This window comes from Nocardioides phosphati (assembly GCF_014646375.1).
Taxonomy (GTDB): domain Bacteria; phylum Actinomycetota; class Actinomycetes; order Propionibacteriales; family Nocardioidaceae; genus Nocardioides; species Nocardioides phosphati.
The window spans coordinates 48,521-65,603 of sequence record NZ_BMNI01000006.1; the positions used below are offsets into that span (position 1 = coordinate 48,521).

The window sequence follows — 17,083 nt, forward strand, 5'->3', positions numbered from 1 at the left end:
GTTCGTGGATGTCACCGGGAATGCTACCCGCCAGTAACTAGTTCAGGGCAGGCATGTTGCGAGTGGTGCTGACCACTACGCTCAGGCCATCGAGAAACTACTCCTGAGGAGCGCCGCGTGACGGGCAATCGGTTCGTGCACATCGTCGACGACGTCGACGGGCTGGGTGACGCTCCCGTCCTGGTCGTCGCGCTCCACGGCTTCCTCGACGCGGGCAACGGCACGGTCCTCGCCGTCGACCAGCTGGAGCGGACCGGCGGCGCCGGTCCGGTCGTCGCGACGTTCGACGTCGACGCGTTCCACGACTACCGCGCCCGTCGTCCGGCGATCTCCTTCGTCGAGGACCACTACGAGGCGTACGACGCGCCCCGCCTCGTCGTTCGCCTGCAGCGCGATGCGGCGGACAAGCCGTTCCTGCTGCTCTCGGGCCCCGAGCCGGACAACCGTTGGGAGGCGTTCGTCAACGCCGTGCGCGCGGTCGTCGAGCACTTCGGCGTGGGCCTCGTCGTCTCGCTCGGCTCGGTGCCGATGGCGGTGCCCCACACGCGTCCGATCGCGGTGACGCAGCACGCCAACCGTCGCGAGCTGATGCGCCGCGTCAACCACTGGCGCGGCGAGCTACGGATCCCGTCGTCGGCGCACTCGCTGCTCGAGGTGCGGCTGGGGGAGACCGACCACCCGATGACCGGCTGGGTCGCCCACGTGCCGCACTACGTCCAGGGCAGTGACTACCCCGAGGCTGCGCGGGCCCTGCTCGCCGGTGTCGAGGACTCGACCGGCCTGACCTTCGACCTCGACGCCCTCAAGGTGGCCGCGGCGCAGCGCCTCGCGGAGATCACCGAGCACCTCGAGGAGAACCCCGACGTCGCGGAGCTGGTCGCCGGCATGGAGCAGCAGTACGACGCGTTCCAGCGTGGCGGCGACGACAGCCTCCTCGCGACCGAGCAGCCGCTGCCGACCGGGGAGGAGCTCGGCGCGGAGTTCGAGCGGTTCCTCGCCGGGCTCGACGGCCCTGACACGACGCCTGTCGAGGCGCCTGAAGGAGATGACTGATGCCGACGTCCGTCGAAGAGCTGGTGGACCTGCTCGACCTCGAGACCATCGATGCCAACCTCTACCGCGGCCGCCAGCCGATCACGTTCTTCCAGCGGGTCTTCGGTGGGCAGGTGGCGGGCCAGGCGATGGTCGCGGCCGAGCGGACGGCGCCGGAGGGCATGACGATGCACTCCCTGCACAGCTACTTCCTGCGCCCCGGCGACCCCAACGTTCCGATCATCTACGACGTCGAGCGGATCCGTGACGGCTCGTCGTTCGCGACCCGCCGGGTGGAGGCGCGCCAGCACGGTCGCCCGATCTACTACCTGACCGCGAGCTTCCAGGTGGCCGAGGAGGGGCTCGAGCACCAGGACGCCATGCCCGAGGTGCCGGCCCCTGACGACTGCCCGCGCAACCTCGACCTGCTGCGCAAGCGCGCCCCGGAGGAGTACGTCAAGGTGCTCGAGCAGGAGTGGTCCGTGCTCGACATGCGCGCGGCCGGCGACTCGCGCCCCGGCGGCGTGCTCGCGGGCGACCCGCACCACCCGGCCCGGCAGCGCTTCTGGGTGCGCGTCGACGGCCGGCTGCCCGACGGCCCGATGATCCACAAGGCGGCGCTCACCTACCTGACCGACGTCACTCTGCTCGGCAGCGCGCTCGTCGCCCACGGCGTCAACTTCGCCGATCCCCACATGCAGGCGGCCTCGCTCGACCACACGATCTGGTTCCACCGGCCGTTCCGGGCCGACGAGTGGCTGCTCTACGACCAGGTCTCGCCGAGCGCGTCGCAGGGGCGGGGGCTCGCGATCGGCCGGCTCTTCACCCAGGACGGGCGGCTCATCGCGAGCACGGCCCAGGAGGGCCTGATCCGGGTGCGCGCCGGCAGGTGAGCCTGCTGCGCGCCCGGGCACGGGCGTGACCGCCGGGAACGACGACGGCCGCGAGCCCCTGAGGGACTCGCGGCCGTCGTCTGGTGCGTCGGGTCAGAGCGCCCGGGTGCGTCCGAGCACGTGGGGCGCGCCGTTCCTCGGGTTGGTGACCGCGAAGTCCAGGCCACCGTCGACGGGGACGGCGCCGAAGCGGACCTTGCCCGGCAGGAAGATCGGCGTCTTGAAGGCCACGTCGACCCGCACCGCGTCGGGGAGCCGCGCCTCGAGGGTCGCGACCGCCTTCGACATGGTCCACATGCCGTGGGCGATGTGGCCCTTGAAGCCGAGCGCCTTGGCGGTCAGCGGGTAGAGGTGGATCGGGTTGCGGTCACCGGAGACGGCCGCGTAGCGGCGGCCGAGGTCGGTCGGGAGCGACCAGATCGCGCCGGTCGCCTCGACGTCGGAGAGCGCCATGCCGGCGTCGCCGTTCTCCTTGTCGCCGCCACCGACGCGCAGGTAGGTGGAGGTCTCCTCCCACACGGTCTCGCCGCCGACGCTGACCGTGGTCAGCATGTCGAACGCCTTGCCCTTGGTGGACTTGCGCAGGTTGGCGGCCTTGACCTCGACGTCGACCTTCTCGCCGAACGCGATCGGGCGGAGCTGCGAGATGGAGTTCTCCAGGTGCACCAGGCCCATCGCCGCGAACGGGAAGGACTGGTCGGTGAGGAGCGCCATGTGCAGCGGGAACGCCAGGTTGTGGACGTACGGCAGCGGCGCGACGTCCTTGGTCGGGAAGCCCGCGATGGCGGCGTACGGCGCGACGGCCTCGCGGGTGATCTCCACGCCCTCGCGACGCAGCACGAGGTCGGGCAGCTCCCTGGAGGTCTTCTTGACGCCCGGGAGCTGGTTGATGCCGGGGACCGTCGGGAGGACGGCCTTCAGCATCGCGCCGGCGCCCGCCGGGGAGTCGACGATGCGGGTCTCGGCCATGTCAGGCACCGAGCATCATCAGGCCGCACACGCGGACGACGTTGCCGTTGACGGCGGTCGACGCGGGGGAGGCGTACCAGGCGATGGTCTCGGCGACGTCGACCGGGAGGCCACCCTGCTGCATCGCATTCATGCGCTGACCGACCTCGCGGGTGGCGAACGGGATCGCGGCGGTCATCGCGGTGATGATGAAGCCCGGCGCGACGGCGTTGATCGTGATGCCGTCCTTGAGCTCGTCGGCGAGGGAGTCGACGAAGCCGATGACGCCGGCCTTCGACGCGGCGTACTGGGTCTGGCCCATGTTGCCGGCGATGCCCGCGATCGAGGAGACGCCGATGATGCGGCCGTTCTTGTTGATCGCGCCCTGGGCGAGGAGCTCGCGGGTGATCCGCTCGGGGGCGGTCAGGTTGACGGAGATGACCGACTGCCAGCGGGCCTCGTCCATGTTGGCGAGCTTCTTGTCGCGCGTGATGCCGGCGTTGTGCACGACGATGTCGACGCCACCGAACTGCTCCTTGGCGAAGTGCGCGATGCGCTGCGGGGCGTCGGCGTGCGTGATGTCGAGCGTCAGCGAGACGCCGTCGATCTCGCCCATGACGGCGGCGAGGTCGGAGGCGGCCTGCGGGATGTCGATGCCGAGGACGGTGGCGCCGTCGCGGTGCAGGACCCGGGCGATCTGCTCGCCGATGCCGCGCGAGGCACCCGTGACGATGGCGACCTTGCCGCTCAGCGGCTTCTCGATGTCGACCTTCACCGCGGCCTTCTTGGCGTTGGTGCCGATGCGGACGACCTGGCCCGAGACGTAGGCGGACTTGGGGGAGAGGAAGAAGGCGAGGGTCGAGTCGATCGCGTCCTCGGCGCCCGGGGTCACGTAGACGAGCTGGACGGTGGCGCCCTTGCCGATCTCCTTGCCGAGGGAGCGGGTGAAGCCCTCGAGGGCGCGCTGCGCGATGCGGGCGCCGCCCTTGACCTCGGTCGGGTTGGTGCCCAGGACGACCACGCGGGCGCAGTTCTCGAGCTTGCGCATCACCGGGGTGAAGAACTGCTGCAGCTGGACCAGGTCGGCCTCGGAGTCGAAGGCGGTCGCGTCGAAGACGAGGCCCTTGAACTTCGCGCCCTCCTCGACGGAGGTCGCCGACTCGATGCCGAGGCCGGAGAGCGTGGCGGGGAGGGTGGAGGCGAGCTTGCCGCTGCCGCCGACGAGGACGGTGCCCTTCACCAGGGGAGCGCCCTCGGTGTAGCGGTCGAGCTCGACGGGGTTGGGCAGGCCGAGCTGCTTCACGAGCAGCTTGCCGATCGACGACTTCGCGAAGCCCTGGTAACGGTCGGTCATTGCGTGGTTCCTCCACTGGAATGGGCGGCTTGGCCGGGCGGGTCGCGCGCGAAAGGCGCGCCGGCGTGATGAGAACATGTAACTAGACGTGTAACTCAGTGTCCACATTTCGTGATCTGCCACTCACACCGTTCCATCACGCGTCCCGACCGGCAAGGATAGGGACATCTCAGACCTCTAGAGGAGTGACCAATGCAGGCCAAGACCCGCCGCGTCGCCATCATCGGCGGCAACCGCATCCCGTTCGCCCGCTCCAACACCGTGTACGCCGAGGCGTCGAACCAGGAGATGCTGACCGCGGCCCTCGACGGCCTCGTGTCGCGCTTCCACCTCGAGGGCAAGCAGCTCGGCCTCGTCGCCGGCGGCGCCGTCGTCAAGCACAGCCGTGACTTCAACCTGGTCCGTGAGTCCGTCCTCGGCACGCAGCTCGACCCGGCCACGCCGGCCGTCGACATCCAGCAGGCGTGCGGCACCGGCCTCTTCGCCGCGAACGTCGTCGCCATGCAGATCGCCACCGGCCAGATCGAGGCCGGCATCGCGTGTGGCTCGGACACCACCTCCGACGCGCCGATCGCGATCTCCGAGAAGCTGCGCAAGAAGCTGATCAAGATCAACCAGCTCAAGACCAACAAGGACCGCGTCAAGGCGCTCCTCGGCATCCGCCCGGGTGACATCGGCCTGCTGCCCCCGGCCAACGCCGAGCCGCGCACCGGTCTCGCGATGGGTGACCACCAGGCGATCACCGCCCTCGAGTGGGGCATCACCCGCGAGGACCAGGACGAGCTCGCCGCGCGCTCGCACCAGAACCTCGCCCGCTCGTGGGACGAGGGCTGGCAGGACGACCTCGTCACGCCGTTCCGTGGCGTCGAGCGTGACAACCACCTCCGCCCCGACTCGACCGTCGAGAAGCTCGCCAAGCTGAAGCCGGTCTTCGGCAAGGGCGAGGCGGCCACGATGACGGCCGGCAACTCGACCCCGCTCTCCGACGGCGCCTCCGCCGTCCTCCTCGCCTCCGAGGAGTGGGCCAAGGCCAACGGTTACGAGCCGCTCGCCTACATCAGCGACTTCCAGGTCGCGGCTGTCGACTTCGTCGGTGGCCACGAGGGCCTGCTGATGGCTCCGGCGTACGCCGTGGCCCAGCTGCTCGAGCGCAACAACCTGACGCTCCAGGACTTCGACTACTACGAGATCCACGAGGCGTTCGCCGCGCAGGTCCTCTCGACGCTGAAGGCCTGGGCCGACCCGGTCTTCTGCAAGGAGCGCCTGGGCCTCGACAAGCCGCTCGGCGAGATCGACCGCTCGAAGCTCAACGTCAACGGCTCGTCGCTCGCTGCGGCGCACCCGTTCGCCGCCACCGGTGGTCGCCTGATCCCCGTTGCCGCGAAGCTGCTCAAGGAGAAGGGCAAGGGCCGCGTGCTCCTGTCCGTCTGCGAGGCCGGCGGCCAGGGCATCGTCGCCATCGTCGAGCGCTGATCCGCTGCTCCACGCAGGAAGCCCCCGCCTTCGGGCGGGGGCTTCCTGTCGTTGACGGCGGAGTCGCCCGGGCGGCCGGTGGCCAGCTCAGATGCGCGTGAGCGCCTTGGCGGTCTCGACCATGTAGGCCTTCACCTGTTCGGCCGGGAGCGCAACGACCGTCGGGATGCCGGGGGAGGCGGGACGCACCGTGATGCCGAGGCGCGCCAGCTGTAGTGACCCGAGGCCGGCGGCGTACAACGTGTTGATGAGCTGGTACGGGTCCTCGACCTTCATCTCGCCGTCGGCGTTGCCACGCTCGACGACGGCGGCCATCTTCTCCATGCAGCCCGTGATGCCACGACCCAGGCGGAACATCGCGCTCTCGCTCACCTCGTCGAGGAGCTCGGGACCCGGCCGGCGCATCAGCGTGAGGCAGCAGTCGACGAACGCCGGGTGCGCGATGCCGAAGTCGGCGAAGGCCTCGACCGCGGCAGCCAGCTGGGCCATCGGCGCGCGGTGACGGGCGACGGCCTCGGCCAGCTGCGCGTCGAGCTCGTCGAGGTAGCCGCACAGGGTGAGCGCGAAGAGCTCCTCCTTGCCGGAGAAGTGCCGGTAGATGATGGCGCGGTTGATGCCGACCGACCGGGCGACGTCCTCGATCTGCACGTCGCGCACACCGCGCTCGTCGAAGAGCTCCCGGGTGGCGGCGATGATCTCGGCACGGCGCTCGCGGCGCCGCGAGGCTGCGGCGGTGCGGCGGCCGTCCGTGGCGGTCGTGGTCATACAGGCAGCATAAGGCGAACTGCAACAGGGAGTTACATACGTGTTCGGTAAGTTGCGCGCATGACCGCGACCGAGCGCACCTGGCGCCCGTCGTGGCCGTGTCCGGTGGGGCAGGTGCTGGGCTCGGCCCGGCGCGGTGCCGGCGACCCGACGTACGTCGTCGAGCGCGGGCCCGGGGGAGTGAGCCACTGGCGCGCCTTCCGTACGCCGGACGGCCCCGCCCGCCTGCAGGTGACACCTCGCCCCGGGCTGGGCGTCGTGGAGGCGCGCGCGTGGGGACCGGGTGCCGCCTGGGCGCTCGACTCCGTCCCGGCGATGCTCGGCGCGCTCGACGACCCGAGCGGCTTCGAGCCGCGCCATCCGGTGCTCGTCGAGGCGCACCGCCGGCACCTGCACCTGCGCATCGGCCGGACGGGCCTGGTCTTCGAGGCACTCCTGCCTGCGGTCCTCGAGCAGAAGGTGACCGGCCAGGAGGCGTTCGCCGGGTTCCGCCGCCTCGTGCGGCGCCACGGTGAGCCGGCGCCGGGGGACGGGCCGCCCCTCTTCCTGCAGCCGGAGCCCGCGGTCGTGGCTGCGATCCCGAGCTGGGAGTGGCTCGACCTGCACGTCGACCCGGCCCGGTCACGGACGATCGTCGCGGCGGCCGGACGGGCTGCTGCGCTCGAGCGGATCGCGGACGACGACGTCGATCTCGCCGACCGGAAGCTGCAGTCGCTGCCGGGCGTCGGGGTCTGGACCAGTGCCGAGGTCCGGGCGCGTGCGCTGGGCGACGCGGACGCGGTCAGCTTCGGCGACTACCACGTCGCCAAGGACGTCGGCTGGGCCCTGACCGGCGCCGCGATCGACGACGTGGCGCTTGCCACACTCCTCGAGCCGTGGCGTCCGCACCGCCTTCGCGTGCAGGTCCTGGTCGCCGTTTCTGGGCTGGGAAAGCCGCGGCGGGGGGCACGAATGGGACCTCGAAGACATTTACCCGGACAGGATGTCGACAAGCCGTGACTCACGGCACACTCGGACGTTAGCAGTCCAGCAGGGACCGGTTTTCCGTCACTTTGGTCACTCCAATGACCAGATATGTGATTGCCGTTACGCTGCGCTGACGTCGAGGTTGTGTGGATCAAGGAGTGCGCAGGTGACACGGACCAGGGCTGGGGCCCCCAACTGTGAGGGGCACGCGGTATGAGCGCAGTGACTGCACTCGTCAGCGACATGACGGGCCGGACGAAGAAGGGCTTGACCACGCTGGGCGGCATGGCGCTGCTCTCCGTGGAGTCCGTGATTGCGATCTGTGGTGACATCACCAAGCGCAACTTCTCCTGGAGCGAGTTCTTCTTCCAGTGCTGGTTCATGATCCGCGTCGGCCTCGCGCCCGCGATCATGGTCGCGATCCCGTTCGGCATCATCGTCTCGGTCCAGGTCGGCGCGGTCGCCAACCAGATCGGTGCCGGCTCGTTCGCCGGTGCGGTCAACGGCATCGGCGTTCTGCGCCAGGGCGCGCCGCTGGTGACCTCGCTGATCATCGCGGGTGCCGTCGGCTCCGCGATCTGTGCCGACGTCGGCGCCCGGACCATCCGTGAGGAGGTCGACGCGCTCAAGGTCATGGGCATCAACCCGGTCAACCGGATCATCGCCCCGCGCCTGGCCGCCGCGATCGTCGTCGCGCTCCTGCTCGACATCGTCGTCGCCGTCGCCGCCATCGCGACTGGCTTCCTCCTCAACGTGCAGAGCGGCAACGTCAGCTCCGGCACCTACCTGAGCGGTTTCGTCGCCTTCGCCCAGCCGACCGACCTCGTCCTGGCGGAGTTCAAGGCGTTCCTCTTCGGCTTCATCGCCGTCATCGTCTCCTGCTACAAGGGCCTCGCCGCCTCCGGTGGCGCGAAGGGCGTTGCTGACGCGGTCAACCAGTCGGTCGTCATCAGCGTCGTCGCGCTCGCCGTCGTCAACGTCGCGGTGACGCAGGCCTACGTCATGCTCGTTCCCCAGTCGGTGGCCTAGGAGTGCCTGTGTTCACGAAGCAAGTCTCCGCCCTCAAGGGTGGCCTCGTCCGGGGCGGTGACCTCGCCTCCTTCATGGTGCGGGTCCTCGTGTCCGTGCCGGTGGTCCTCAAGAACTACCACCGCGAAGTGCTCCGCCAGATCATGGACATCGCCTGGGGCTCCGGCGCGATCCTCGTCGGCGGCGGCACGATCGGCATCATGATCCTGCTGGGCCTCTCGTCCGGCACCTCGCTCGGCATCGAGGGCTTCAACGGCCTCGAGCTGATCGGTCTGGCGCCGATCACGGGTTTCGTCTCCGCCTCGGTCAACACGCGTGAGCTCGCGCCGCTCGTCGCTGCGCTCGCGCTCGGCGGCCAGGTCGGCTGTCGCTTCACCGCGCAGATCGGCTCGATGAAGCTCCACGAGGAGATCGACGCCCTCGAGGTCATGGCGGTCAACCCGATCCACTTCCTGATCACGACCCGCGTGATCGGCGCGATGGTCGCGATCATCCCGCTCTACTTCATCGGCCTGCTCGGCTCGTGGCTCGCCTCGAAGTTCGCGGTCGTCGTGATCTTCGGCCAGTCCGGCGGTCAGTACGACCACTACTTCTACGCGTTCCTTCAGCCGAAGGACGTGATCCTGTCGGTGATCAAGATGCTGGTCTTCGCGCTCATCGTCGCGCTGATCCACGCCTGGTTCGGCTACAACGCCTCCGGCGGCCCCGCCGGCGTCGGTGAGGCCACGGGTCGCGCGATCCGTGCCTCCATCGTCACCATCGTCATCGCCGACATGCTCCTGACCCTCGCGTTCTGGGGCAACGACCCCGGATTCCGGATCCAGGGCTGAGGAAGGCAGAACATGAACATCCGTGATGTCCTCGCGGGCAACGGTCGCCCGCCCACCTCGCAGGTCCTGCTCTTCCGCGGCCTGATCTTCATCGGCGTGATCTGCCTGGTCCTTGCCGGGCTGGTCTCCGTCAGCAAGGGCGCGCTCGCCAACCGCATCTCCGCGACCGCGGTCTTCCGCAACGCGGGCGGCTCCCTCATCAACGGCGCCGACGTCAAGTACCAGGGCGTCAACGTCGGCAAGCTCTACAGCCTGCAGGAGGGCAAGGGCGGCGCCGCTGTCGGCGGCATCGAGCTCAACCTCTACATCGACGACAAGTTCGCCAGCGACATCCCGGCGAACGTCACTGCACGCGTGATGCCGCAGTCGATCTTCGGCACGTCGTTCGTCGACCTCGTCCGTCCGGCAGCCCCGGCCGGGGGCCTCAAGGAAGGCGCGCGGATCCCCCAGGACACCTCGCGCCAGACGCTCGAGCTCCAGACGATCCTCGACGGCCTCGACCGTGTCGTCGCGGCGCTCGGCCCGGCCGACCTCTCCGAGATGCTCGGCAGCCTGTCGAGCGCCCTCGACGGCAAGGGCACGACGCTCGGCCAGACGCTGACCAACCTCGACACCTACCTCGGCAAGCTGAACCCGAAGCTGCCGCTGGTCACGCAGAACCTCGACCTGCTCGCGGGCAACCTCGAGGCGCTGCAGAAGGCGGCCCCCGACCTCTTCCAGGCGACGGACGACCTGCTGGTCACCGCCCGCACGCTGACGAAGAACCAGGCCAACTTCACCCGGCTGGTGTCGAGTGCCACCCCGTTCATGGCCAAGACCGACAAGCTGCTCGCGGCCAACAAGCAGGCGCTGGTGGACACCCTCGCGCACACGGCGATCGTCGTGGACGCCCTCTACGACGAGCGGACCGACCTGGTCCGTGGCGTCATCGCGATCGGCAATCTGGCAAGGAAGCTCTCCTCGGTGACCAAGGACAACGCGATGGTCCGCGTCGACGTGACAGTGGTCTCGCCGACGCTGCCCGACTACTCACGAGCGCAGTGCCCGTCGTACAACGGCGTGCGCGGACGGGGGTGCTGACATGACCGGCTTCCGCTCGACGATGATCAAGGTGGTCGTCTTCGCGATCATCTGCATCATCTTCTTCGTGATGCTCTACAACACGATGAGCAACGTCGTGGAGCAGGACCACCGCACCTGGCGCGCCAACTTCACCTCCGCCAGCGGTCTGCGCTCGGGTGACGACGTCCGCGTGGCGGGCGTCAAGGTCGGCCGTGTCGAGTCCGTCGAGGTCACGCCGGACAACCAGGCGCGGGTCACCTTCGACCTGGTCAACGACCAGAAGATCTACGACTCGACCCGGCTCAAGCTGCGGTACCAGAACCTCCTCGGCCAGCGGTACCTCTCGCTGACCGCGGGCGCGAACCGTGGTGCGGAGCTGTCGCCCTCGAAGGTCATCGGTGCCGGCATGACGGACCCGGGCTTCGACCTGACGGCGCTGCTCAACGGCTTCAAGCCGCTGTTCGACACGATCGACCCGACCGAGGTCAACAAGTTCGCCAACAACATCATCGCGGTGCTGCAGGGCCAGGGTCCTGCGGTCGACTCGCTGCTGAAGTCGACGACGTCGACGGCGAAGTTCCTCTCCGAGCGGGACAAGGCGTTCACCGAGGTGCTCAACAACCTCACGCCGGTGCTGCAGAACCTCGCGGCCCACTCCGACGACCTGGACGCCACGGTCAAGCAGCTCACGGCGCTGATGTCGGGGCTGGCCAAGGAGCGCCAGACGTTCGGCACCTCGATCGACACGCTCGGTGGCCTCTTCGGCACCACGTCGCAGCTGGTCAAGGAGATCCGGCCCTCGGTCCGGTCCGACGTCCAGGCGCTGCGGACGACGAGCGGGATCCTCGCCCAGAACCGTGACCGCGTGGTCAAGGGTGTCGTCGCGCTCGGCAGCGTGACGGGCAACCTCGCCCAGGTCGGGTCCTACTACTCGGCCCTCAACATCTACTTCTGCAACCTCGGCATCGAGGCCGAGGGACTCCCCACCGGGACGATCTGGATCGGTGGAGACGGCGGCCCGTACTCGGAGGTGTGCAAGTGAAGCCGATCTACCAGTACGACAAGTACCGGACCGGGCTCGTGGCGTTCGGGGCGCTCGCGCTCCTCGTCGCCCTCGTCGTCGGTGCCAGCCGGCTCAACATCGGCGCCCGTGGCTACGCCGCGTCGCTCGAGAACACCGGCGGCCTCCGGGTCTCCGAGCCGGTGCAGGTCGCGGGTGTCGACGTCGGCAAGGTGACGGGCATCAAGCTCGCCGGCGACAAGGTCGACATCAACTTCACGGTCGACAAGGACATCCGCCTCGGCGACCAGACCCGGCTCGACGTCAAGGTGGCGACGCTGCTCGGCACCCACTTCCTGGCGGTCACTCCCGCCGGTGCCGGCGACATCGGCGACAACCCGATCCCTGTCGCGCAGACGCACGTCCCGTTCAACCTGCAGGACGTCATCGAGCAGGGCACGCCCGAGGTCAACGAGTTCGACGTCGACGCGATCGAGCGCTCCTTCAAGGAGATGGGCAAGATCCTCAGCGTCGCCGGCGACGACGTGAAGCCCGCGCTCGTCCAGGTGGGCAAGCTCTCGTCGCTGATCGCCTCGCACAGCGACGACCTCGGAGAGCTCCTCCAGGCGACCTCGCAGGTCTCCAAGCAGCTCACCGACAGCAGCGACGACATCATCGCGCTGATGAAGGCCTCGGACCTGATCCTCGACACGCTCAACTCCCGTCGGGACGCGATCCACAAGCTCCTCGTCGACCTCAGCACGCTCGGCACCCAGCTCAACGGGATCGTCCAGGACAACCGTGCTGACCTCGGCCCGGTGCTGAAGAACCTCAACGTCGTGATCGCCACGCTGAAGAAGAACGACAAGGTCGTCGGCAAGGCTGTGGACAACCTCGCAATCGCCGGCCGCTACATCGCCAACGCCACAGGCGGCGGTCCGTTCGTCAACCTGTACGCCAAGGGCGGCGTGCTGCCTGACGCCGCTGCGTGCGGAAGGGGAATCCTGTGCTGACCAAGCGCAAGCGCATCGTCGGGGCGATCGCCGCCCTGGCGCTCACCGGCGCCACCACCACTGCCTGCTTCCCGCTGGGCGGCGGCGGCCGCACCGTCACGGCGTACTTCGACGACACGGCGGGCCTCTTCGTGGGCAACCAGGTCGGCGTGCTCGGCGTTCCGGTCGGGCAGGTCACCGACATCGTCGCGGACGGCAACCAGGTCAAGGTGACGATGGACATCACCGACGGCGACCTGAAGATCCCGGACAACGTGGGCGCGCTGGTCGTGGCCCGCTCGGTCGCGACGGACCGGTACGTCGAGCTGGCGCCTGTCTTCCACACGGGCGACAAGGAGGCCTCGGACGACGTCTCCATCCCGCTCGACCGGACGAAGACCCCCGTCGAGTGGGACGAGATCATCGCCGCGCTCGACCGGTTCACCAAGGGTCTGGCGGGACACGACGGCAAGGCCGGCGCGCTCAGCAACCTGATCTCCGTCGGCGCCCGGTCGCTGCAGGGGACGGGCCAGCTGGCCAACCAGACGCTGACGGACGTCGCGAAGGCGGCGACGGCCCTGGCCGACCACCGTGGCGACATCTCGACCTCGATCGACAACCTCGCGTCGCTCACGCAGGTGCTCGCCTCCAACGGTCAGACGATCGACGAGTTCTCCGCGAGCGTCACGGCTGCGGCGGCGCTCTTCAACAGCGAGAAGGAGGAGTTCGGCGCGGCCCTCAAGTCGCTGAGCGCCGCGCTCAACGGCCTGGCCGCCTTCGTTCGCGACAACCGCAAGGCCCTGAAGACCTCGGTCTCCGGGCTCACGGAGGTGACGGGCAACCTGCTGAAGCACAGCTCCCAGCTGGGCGAGACCGTCGAGACCCTGCCGCTCGCGTTCGACAACCTCGGGCGCGCGGTCACGGTGCGGGGCACGGTCAACGTGCGGATCCCGCTCCAGGACCTCTCGCCGCTGCCGGACCTCACCAACGCGATCTGCTCCGCACTCGGCAACAACCTCTGCAACGCGCTGAGCCTCGATCCGACCACGACGATCAACGACCTGCTCAAGATCCTGGGAGGTGGCCTGTGAACGGGCGACTCGCAACTGCTGCGCTTGCGGGCGTCGGCCTCCTCGTCTCCGGCTGTGGCTTCACCGCCGGCGACCTGGCCCGTGCGAACAACAGCCGCGGTGACGGTTACCTCGTCTCGCTGGCCGTCCCCGACGCGCTCAACCTCCCGGATGGCTCGCCGGTCCGCATCGGTGGCGTCCCGGTCGGCAAGGTCGACACCGTCAAGGCCAAGAACTACGAGGCCATCGTGACGCTGAAGATCGACAACGACACCAAGCTGACCGACCAGGCGAAGGTCCGGCTGCGCTACACCACCGCCCTCGGCGAGATGTACGTGCAGGTCGAGCCCTCGGCCTCGGGCAACCCGCTGCACGGTGGCGAGATGCTGCCGCGCAGCCAGTCCGAGACCGCGCCGTCGGTCGAGGACGCGCTCGCCTCGGCGTCGCTCCTCATCAACGGCGGTGGCCTCGGGTCGATCCAGACGATCGTCCACGAGCTCAACAAGGCGGTCGACGGCCGCGTGCCGACGACCCACGCCCTGATCGCCAAGCTCGACACCTTCATGCAGACGGTGACCGGCAGCCAGCGCCAGATCGACCGGATCCTGTCCGCCCTTGCGTCGACGTCGAAGACGCTCAACGCCCGCCAGGAGACGATCAACCACGCGCTGACCGACATCCGTCCGGCGGCCAAGACGCTGACCGAGAACACCCCCGGCCTCGTGGCACTCCTCAAGGAGGCCAACAAGCTGGGTGCGACGGCCAAGCAGATCGTCGACGCCAACCGCGACGACATCGCGGTGATCGTCAAGGAGCTCGGCCCGGTGCTGCAGGAGGTCAACGCGAACAGCGACGCGATCCTCGGAGCGCTCGACCAGATCCGCTCGGCTGCCCCGATCATCCGCAACGTGGCGCGCCCGAGCTACGCCAACCTCTACGCCCACATCCACATCGGTGCTGGCGCGCTGCTCGGCGGGCTCGGCGGCGGCAGCCTCACGGGCGCGACCAGCGGCGGTACGTCGAGCGGCACGACGTCGCCGCTCACCGGCGTCACGAACCCGCTGTCGACCATCACCAATCCGCTGTCCGTCCTGGGGCTGTGAGGCAATCATGCTGAAGAAGTTCGACAAGCTGGTGCTCAGCTTCATCGCGCTGATCGCGGTGTTCGTCCTGCTGATGATCTACATGGTCACCGCGGTGCTGAAGCTCCCCCTCACCGGCAGCCCCGACCGGATCACGGTCCACATGGCGCAGACCGGTGGCCTCTTCGAGGGCTCGGCGGTCAACTACCGCGGCGTCCGCGTGGGCACCATCACCGACATCCGGGTCGGCAAGACCGGTCCCGACGCCACCGTGACCTTCAAGAACGGCGCCAAGGTCCCCACGTCGGCCAAGGCCGAGGTCGTCAGCCTCTCGCCGATCGGTGAGCAGTTCCTGAACCTGATCCCGACCTCGACACAGGGGCCGTTCCTGAAGGACGGCGCGCAGATCAACGCCGCGGCCGTGAGCCTGCCGATCACGGTCGCCTCGGCGGCTGACAACCTCGACAAGTTCCTCGACGAGATCAACGACAAGGACGTCAAGATCCTGCTGCACGAGCTCAACGCAGCCGTGAGCGACAGCAGCGACGACCTCGACCACCTGCTGACCTCGAGCAACGAGCTGGTCTCGACGCTGGACGATGCCTGGCCGCGCACCGACGCGCTCCTCCACAACGGCCTCACGGTCAACCAGATCCTGGCCCGCCACCAGCAGGACCTCGTGAGCTTCTCGGCGTCCGCCAAGGAGCTCACCGCGTGGCTGGTGAAGTTCGACCCGACCTTCCAGCGGATCCTCAAGAACGCTCCCTCGGACCTCCGGACGGTCGGCCAGCTGATCGACGACCTCGGCCCGCTTCTGCCGGCGCTGCTGAAGAACCTCAACGCGACCACCAACATCCTGGCCGACCGTGACGCCAGCGTGCGTGCGCTCGCCCAGGTCACGCCGGGCGCGCTCGGCAAGGTGACCGCGTCGCTGCACGGTGGCTGGTGGTACCTCCGGGCGTTCCTCGACGGCGAGGCGATCTGCGACTACGGCGGCCCCAAGGCCAACCCGTCGGTCATCGACCCGAACCCGGTCAACCGCAACGGTCACTGCGGGTCGAGCCCGGCCCGCTGGCGCGGCGCCAACCACGCCCTGCCGCCGATCGACAAGTGATCGGCAGCTGAGCACACCGGAAGCCCGGTCCCCGTCAGGGGGCCGGGCTTCCGTCATCTGCAGGCGGGCAGGCCCGGTCGTTGACCAGAGCGAGCGTCGGCGAGCGGCGGGAACCAGGAAGGCCTGTGCACCGGCGCCGGTCCGCTGCCGGCCGCGTCAGAGGCGGCCGGCGGACTCGCGCTGCAGGCCGACAGCGTCAGAGCAGGTCGGCGGCGTCAGAGCAGCGGACGGAGGGGGCCGAGGATCGCCTCGGTGAAGCGGCGGTAGATGTCGCGCGACTCCCACTCGTCCATCGTCAGCTCGGCGCAGTTGGTGAGGTCGTTCTCGAAGATCTGCTCCATGACCTGGGCCTGGTCGCGGTCGATGAACTCGACGTTGATCTCGTAGTTGCCCTGCATGCTGAGCCGGTCGACGTTCGCGGTGCCGATCGTGGACCAGCTGCCGTCGATGGTGGCGGTCTTGGCGTGGACCATCGCGTCGCGGAAGCGGAAGATCCGGATGCCCGACTCGAGCATCGAGGCGAAGTAGCCGCGGGAGATCCAGTCGGCGACGATGTGGTTGGACTTGCGGGGGAGCAGCACGCGGACGTCGACGCCGCGCTGCGCAGCCTCGCGCAGGGTGTCGACGAAGTTGGCGTCCGGGATGAAGTAGGCGTGGGTGAGCCACACGCGGGTCGCGGCGCGGTTGATCGCCTCGAGGTACATCGACCGGATGGGGAAGCTCCACAGGGTCGGGATGTTGCGGTGGAAGCGGACGCGGGAGTCCCACACCGAGGTGGTCTCGAGCAGGAGCGGACGCTCGTTGGCGCGGAAGCGGCGCTTGCGGTGGAGGTTCCAGAAGTCGGCGAAGGCGCGCTGCAGGTCCCACACGCCGGGGCCGGTGATCCGGCAGTGGGTGTCGCGCCACTCGGTGGCGTACGCCGAGCCGATGTTGTAGCCGCCCACGAAGCCGACCTCGTCGTCGACGACGAGGATCTTGCGGTGGTCGCGGCCGTAGTGGCGCAGGTCGAAGAAGCGGATGCCGGCGTTGTAGACCGGGAAGCGGAGCACCTTGATGTCGGGCGGGAACCGCTTGAACGTCGGGGGCACGACGAGGTTCGCGAATCCGTCGTAGATGACGTGGACGGCGACGCCGCGACGGGCGGCACGGACGAGGGCCTGCTTGAACTGCTGGCCGATCTCGTCGTCCTTCCAGATGTAGGTCTCGAAGAGGACCTGCCGCTCGGCGGACTCGATCGCGGCCAGCATGTCGTCGTACAGGTCCTGGCCGTAGGTGTACGTCGTGACCGTGCCCTCGCCGACCGTGACCTCCATCGGCGCGGTGACCGGGAACGGCTTCGGCTTCTTGTTGCGACGGCGGTAGGAGTCGACCAGGGTCAGCGAGAACGCGACGACGAGCTGGACGCCCAGGATCGTCAGCAACGCCCTGCGTACGAAGCGTGTCGTGCGTTCGACAGCAGTGGCTCGGCTCACG

At 68.9% G+C, this 17,083-nt stretch carries 16 protein-coding genes; 12 read left to right on the top strand and 4 right to left on the bottom strand.

Features of this window, described 5'->3' with window-relative positions:
* Positions 1-117: 117 nt before the first annotated feature.
* Complete coding sequence (locus tag IEX47_RS12380) at positions 118-1,053, top strand: proteasome assembly chaperone family protein (protein WP_188784319.1); 936 nt, start codon at positions 118-120, stop codon at positions 1,051-1,053.
* Positions 1,053-1,925, top strand: a complete 873-nt coding sequence (gene tesB, locus IEX47_RS12385; RefSeq protein ID WP_188784320.1) for an acyl-CoA thioesterase II — start codon at positions 1,053-1,055, stop codon at positions 1,923-1,925. Before IEX47_RS12380 ends, tesB begins: the two co-directional genes overlap by 1 nt.
* Positions 1,926-2,018: 93 nt before the next feature.
* Here tesB and IEX47_RS12390 read toward each other — a convergent pair whose 3' ends face one another.
* On the bottom strand, positions 2,019-2,894 hold the full coding sequence (locus IEX47_RS12390) for a MaoC family dehydratase (RefSeq protein WP_188784321.1): 876 nt from the start codon (positions 2,892-2,894) through the stop codon (positions 2,019-2,021).
* Position 2,895: 1 nt separating this feature from the next.
* Positions 2,896-4,227 carry a 3-oxoacyl-ACP reductase gene (locus IEX47_RS12395; RefSeq protein WP_188784322.1) on the bottom strand — a complete coding sequence of 444 codons (1,332 nt, stop codon included), beginning with the start codon at positions 4,225-4,227 and terminating at the stop codon, positions 2,896-2,898.
* Between the two features lie 192 nt (positions 4,228-4,419).
* Here IEX47_RS12395 and IEX47_RS12400 point away from each other — a divergent pair, with 192 nt between their 5' ends.
* Positions 4,420-5,700 carry an acetyl-CoA C-acetyltransferase gene (locus IEX47_RS12400; RefSeq protein WP_188784323.1) on the top strand — a complete coding sequence of 427 codons (1,281 nt, stop codon included), beginning with the start codon at positions 4,420-4,422 and terminating at the stop codon, positions 5,698-5,700.
* A gap of 87 nt (positions 5,701-5,787) precedes the next feature.
* On the opposite strand, the gene IEX47_RS12405 is transcribed toward IEX47_RS12400, so the two are convergent.
* The gene (locus IEX47_RS12405) at positions 5,788-6,465 is read right to left on the bottom strand and encodes a TetR/AcrR family transcriptional regulator (RefSeq protein WP_188784324.1); all 678 of its coding nucleotides are present in this window, start codon (positions 6,463-6,465) and stop codon (positions 5,788-5,790) included.
* Between the two features lie 60 nt (positions 6,466-6,525).
* Here IEX47_RS12405 and IEX47_RS12410 point away from each other — a divergent pair, with 60 nt between their 5' ends.
* The 9 genes from IEX47_RS12410 (at position 6,526) to IEX47_RS12450 (ending at position 15,610) form a co-directional block, all read left to right on the top strand.
* Complete coding sequence (locus IEX47_RS12410) at positions 6,526-7,464, top strand: DNA-3-methyladenine glycosylase family protein (protein WP_188784325.1); 939 nt, start codon at positions 6,526-6,528, stop codon at positions 7,462-7,464.
* A 180-nt stretch (positions 7,465-7,644) separates the two neighbouring features.
* Complete coding sequence (locus IEX47_RS12415; RefSeq protein WP_188784326.1) at positions 7,645-8,460, top strand: MlaE family ABC transporter permease; 816 nt, start codon at positions 7,645-7,647, stop codon at positions 8,458-8,460.
* An 8-nt stretch (positions 8,461-8,468) separates the two neighbouring features.
* Complete coding sequence (locus tag IEX47_RS12420) at positions 8,469-9,290, top strand: ABC transporter permease (RefSeq protein WP_229662839.1); 822 nt, start codon at positions 8,469-8,471, stop codon at positions 9,288-9,290.
* 12 nt (positions 9,291-9,302) lie between these two features.
* Complete coding sequence (locus IEX47_RS12425) at positions 9,303-10,370, top strand: MCE family protein (RefSeq protein WP_188784327.1); 1,068 nt, start codon at positions 9,303-9,305, stop codon at positions 10,368-10,370.
* 1 nt (position 10,371) lies between these two features.
* Entirely contained in the window at positions 10,372-11,394 is a 1,023-nt protein-coding gene (locus IEX47_RS12430) for an MCE family protein (RefSeq protein WP_188784328.1), read from the top strand.
* A complete protein-coding gene (locus IEX47_RS12435) occupies positions 11,391-12,365 on the top strand; it encodes an MCE family protein (RefSeq protein WP_188784329.1) in 975 nt (324 codons plus the stop codon). Before IEX47_RS12430 ends, IEX47_RS12435 begins: the two co-directional genes overlap by 4 nt.
* A complete protein-coding gene (locus IEX47_RS12440; protein ID WP_188784330.1) occupies positions 12,359-13,435 on the top strand; it encodes an MCE family protein in 1,077 nt (358 codons plus the stop codon). Before IEX47_RS12435 ends, IEX47_RS12440 begins: the two co-directional genes overlap by 7 nt.
* Positions 13,432-14,517 carry an MCE family protein gene (locus IEX47_RS12445; protein ID WP_188784331.1) on the top strand — a complete coding sequence of 362 codons (1,086 nt, stop codon included), beginning with the start codon at positions 13,432-13,434 and terminating at the stop codon, positions 14,515-14,517. Before IEX47_RS12440 ends, IEX47_RS12445 begins: the two co-directional genes overlap by 4 nt.
* A 7-nt stretch (positions 14,518-14,524) precedes the next feature.
* A complete protein-coding gene (locus IEX47_RS12450; protein WP_188784332.1) occupies positions 14,525-15,610 on the top strand; it encodes an MlaD family protein in 1,086 nt (361 codons plus the stop codon).
* Between the two features lie 215 nt (positions 15,611-15,825).
* On the opposite strand, the gene IEX47_RS12455 is transcribed toward IEX47_RS12450, so the two are convergent.
* Complete coding sequence (locus tag IEX47_RS12455; RefSeq protein ID WP_188784333.1) at positions 15,826-17,082, bottom strand: phospholipase D-like domain-containing protein; 1,257 nt, start codon at positions 17,080-17,082, stop codon at positions 15,826-15,828.
* Position 17,083 lies beyond the last annotated feature (1 nt).

Excerpts from the sequence above, each read along its gene's own strand:
- tesB (WP_188784320.1), top strand. The coding sequence starts at position 1,053 with ATGCCGACGTCCGTCGAAGAGCTGGTGGACCTGCTCGACCTCGAGACC.
- IEX47_RS12390 (WP_188784321.1), bottom strand. The coding sequence starts at position 2,894 with ATGGCCGAGACCCGCATCGTCGACTCCCCGGCGGGCGCCGGCGCGATG.
- IEX47_RS12395 (WP_188784322.1), bottom strand. The coding sequence starts at position 4,227 with ATGACCGACCGTTACCAGGGCTTCGCGAAGTCGTCGATCGGCAAGCTG.
- IEX47_RS12400 (WP_188784323.1), top strand. The coding sequence starts at position 4,420 with ATGCAGGCCAAGACCCGCCGCGTCGCCATCATCGGCGGCAACCGCATC.
- IEX47_RS12405 (WP_188784324.1), bottom strand. The coding sequence starts at position 6,465 with ATGACCACGACCGCCACGGACGGCCGCCGCACCGCCGCAGCCTCGCGG.
- IEX47_RS12410 (WP_188784325.1), top strand. The coding sequence starts at position 6,526 with ATGACCGCGACCGAGCGCACCTGGCGCCCGTCGTGGCCGTGTCCGGTG.
- IEX47_RS12415 (WP_188784326.1), top strand. The coding sequence starts at position 7,645 with ATGAGCGCAGTGACTGCACTCGTCAGCGACATGACGGGCCGGACGAAG.
- IEX47_RS12425 (WP_188784327.1), top strand. The coding sequence starts at position 9,303 with ATGAACATCCGTGATGTCCTCGCGGGCAACGGTCGCCCGCCCACCTCG.
- IEX47_RS12430 (WP_188784328.1), top strand. The coding sequence starts at position 10,372 with ATGACCGGCTTCCGCTCGACGATGATCAAGGTGGTCGTCTTCGCGATC.
- IEX47_RS12450 (WP_188784332.1), top strand. The coding sequence starts at position 14,525 with ATGCTGAAGAAGTTCGACAAGCTGGTGCTCAGCTTCATCGCGCTGATC.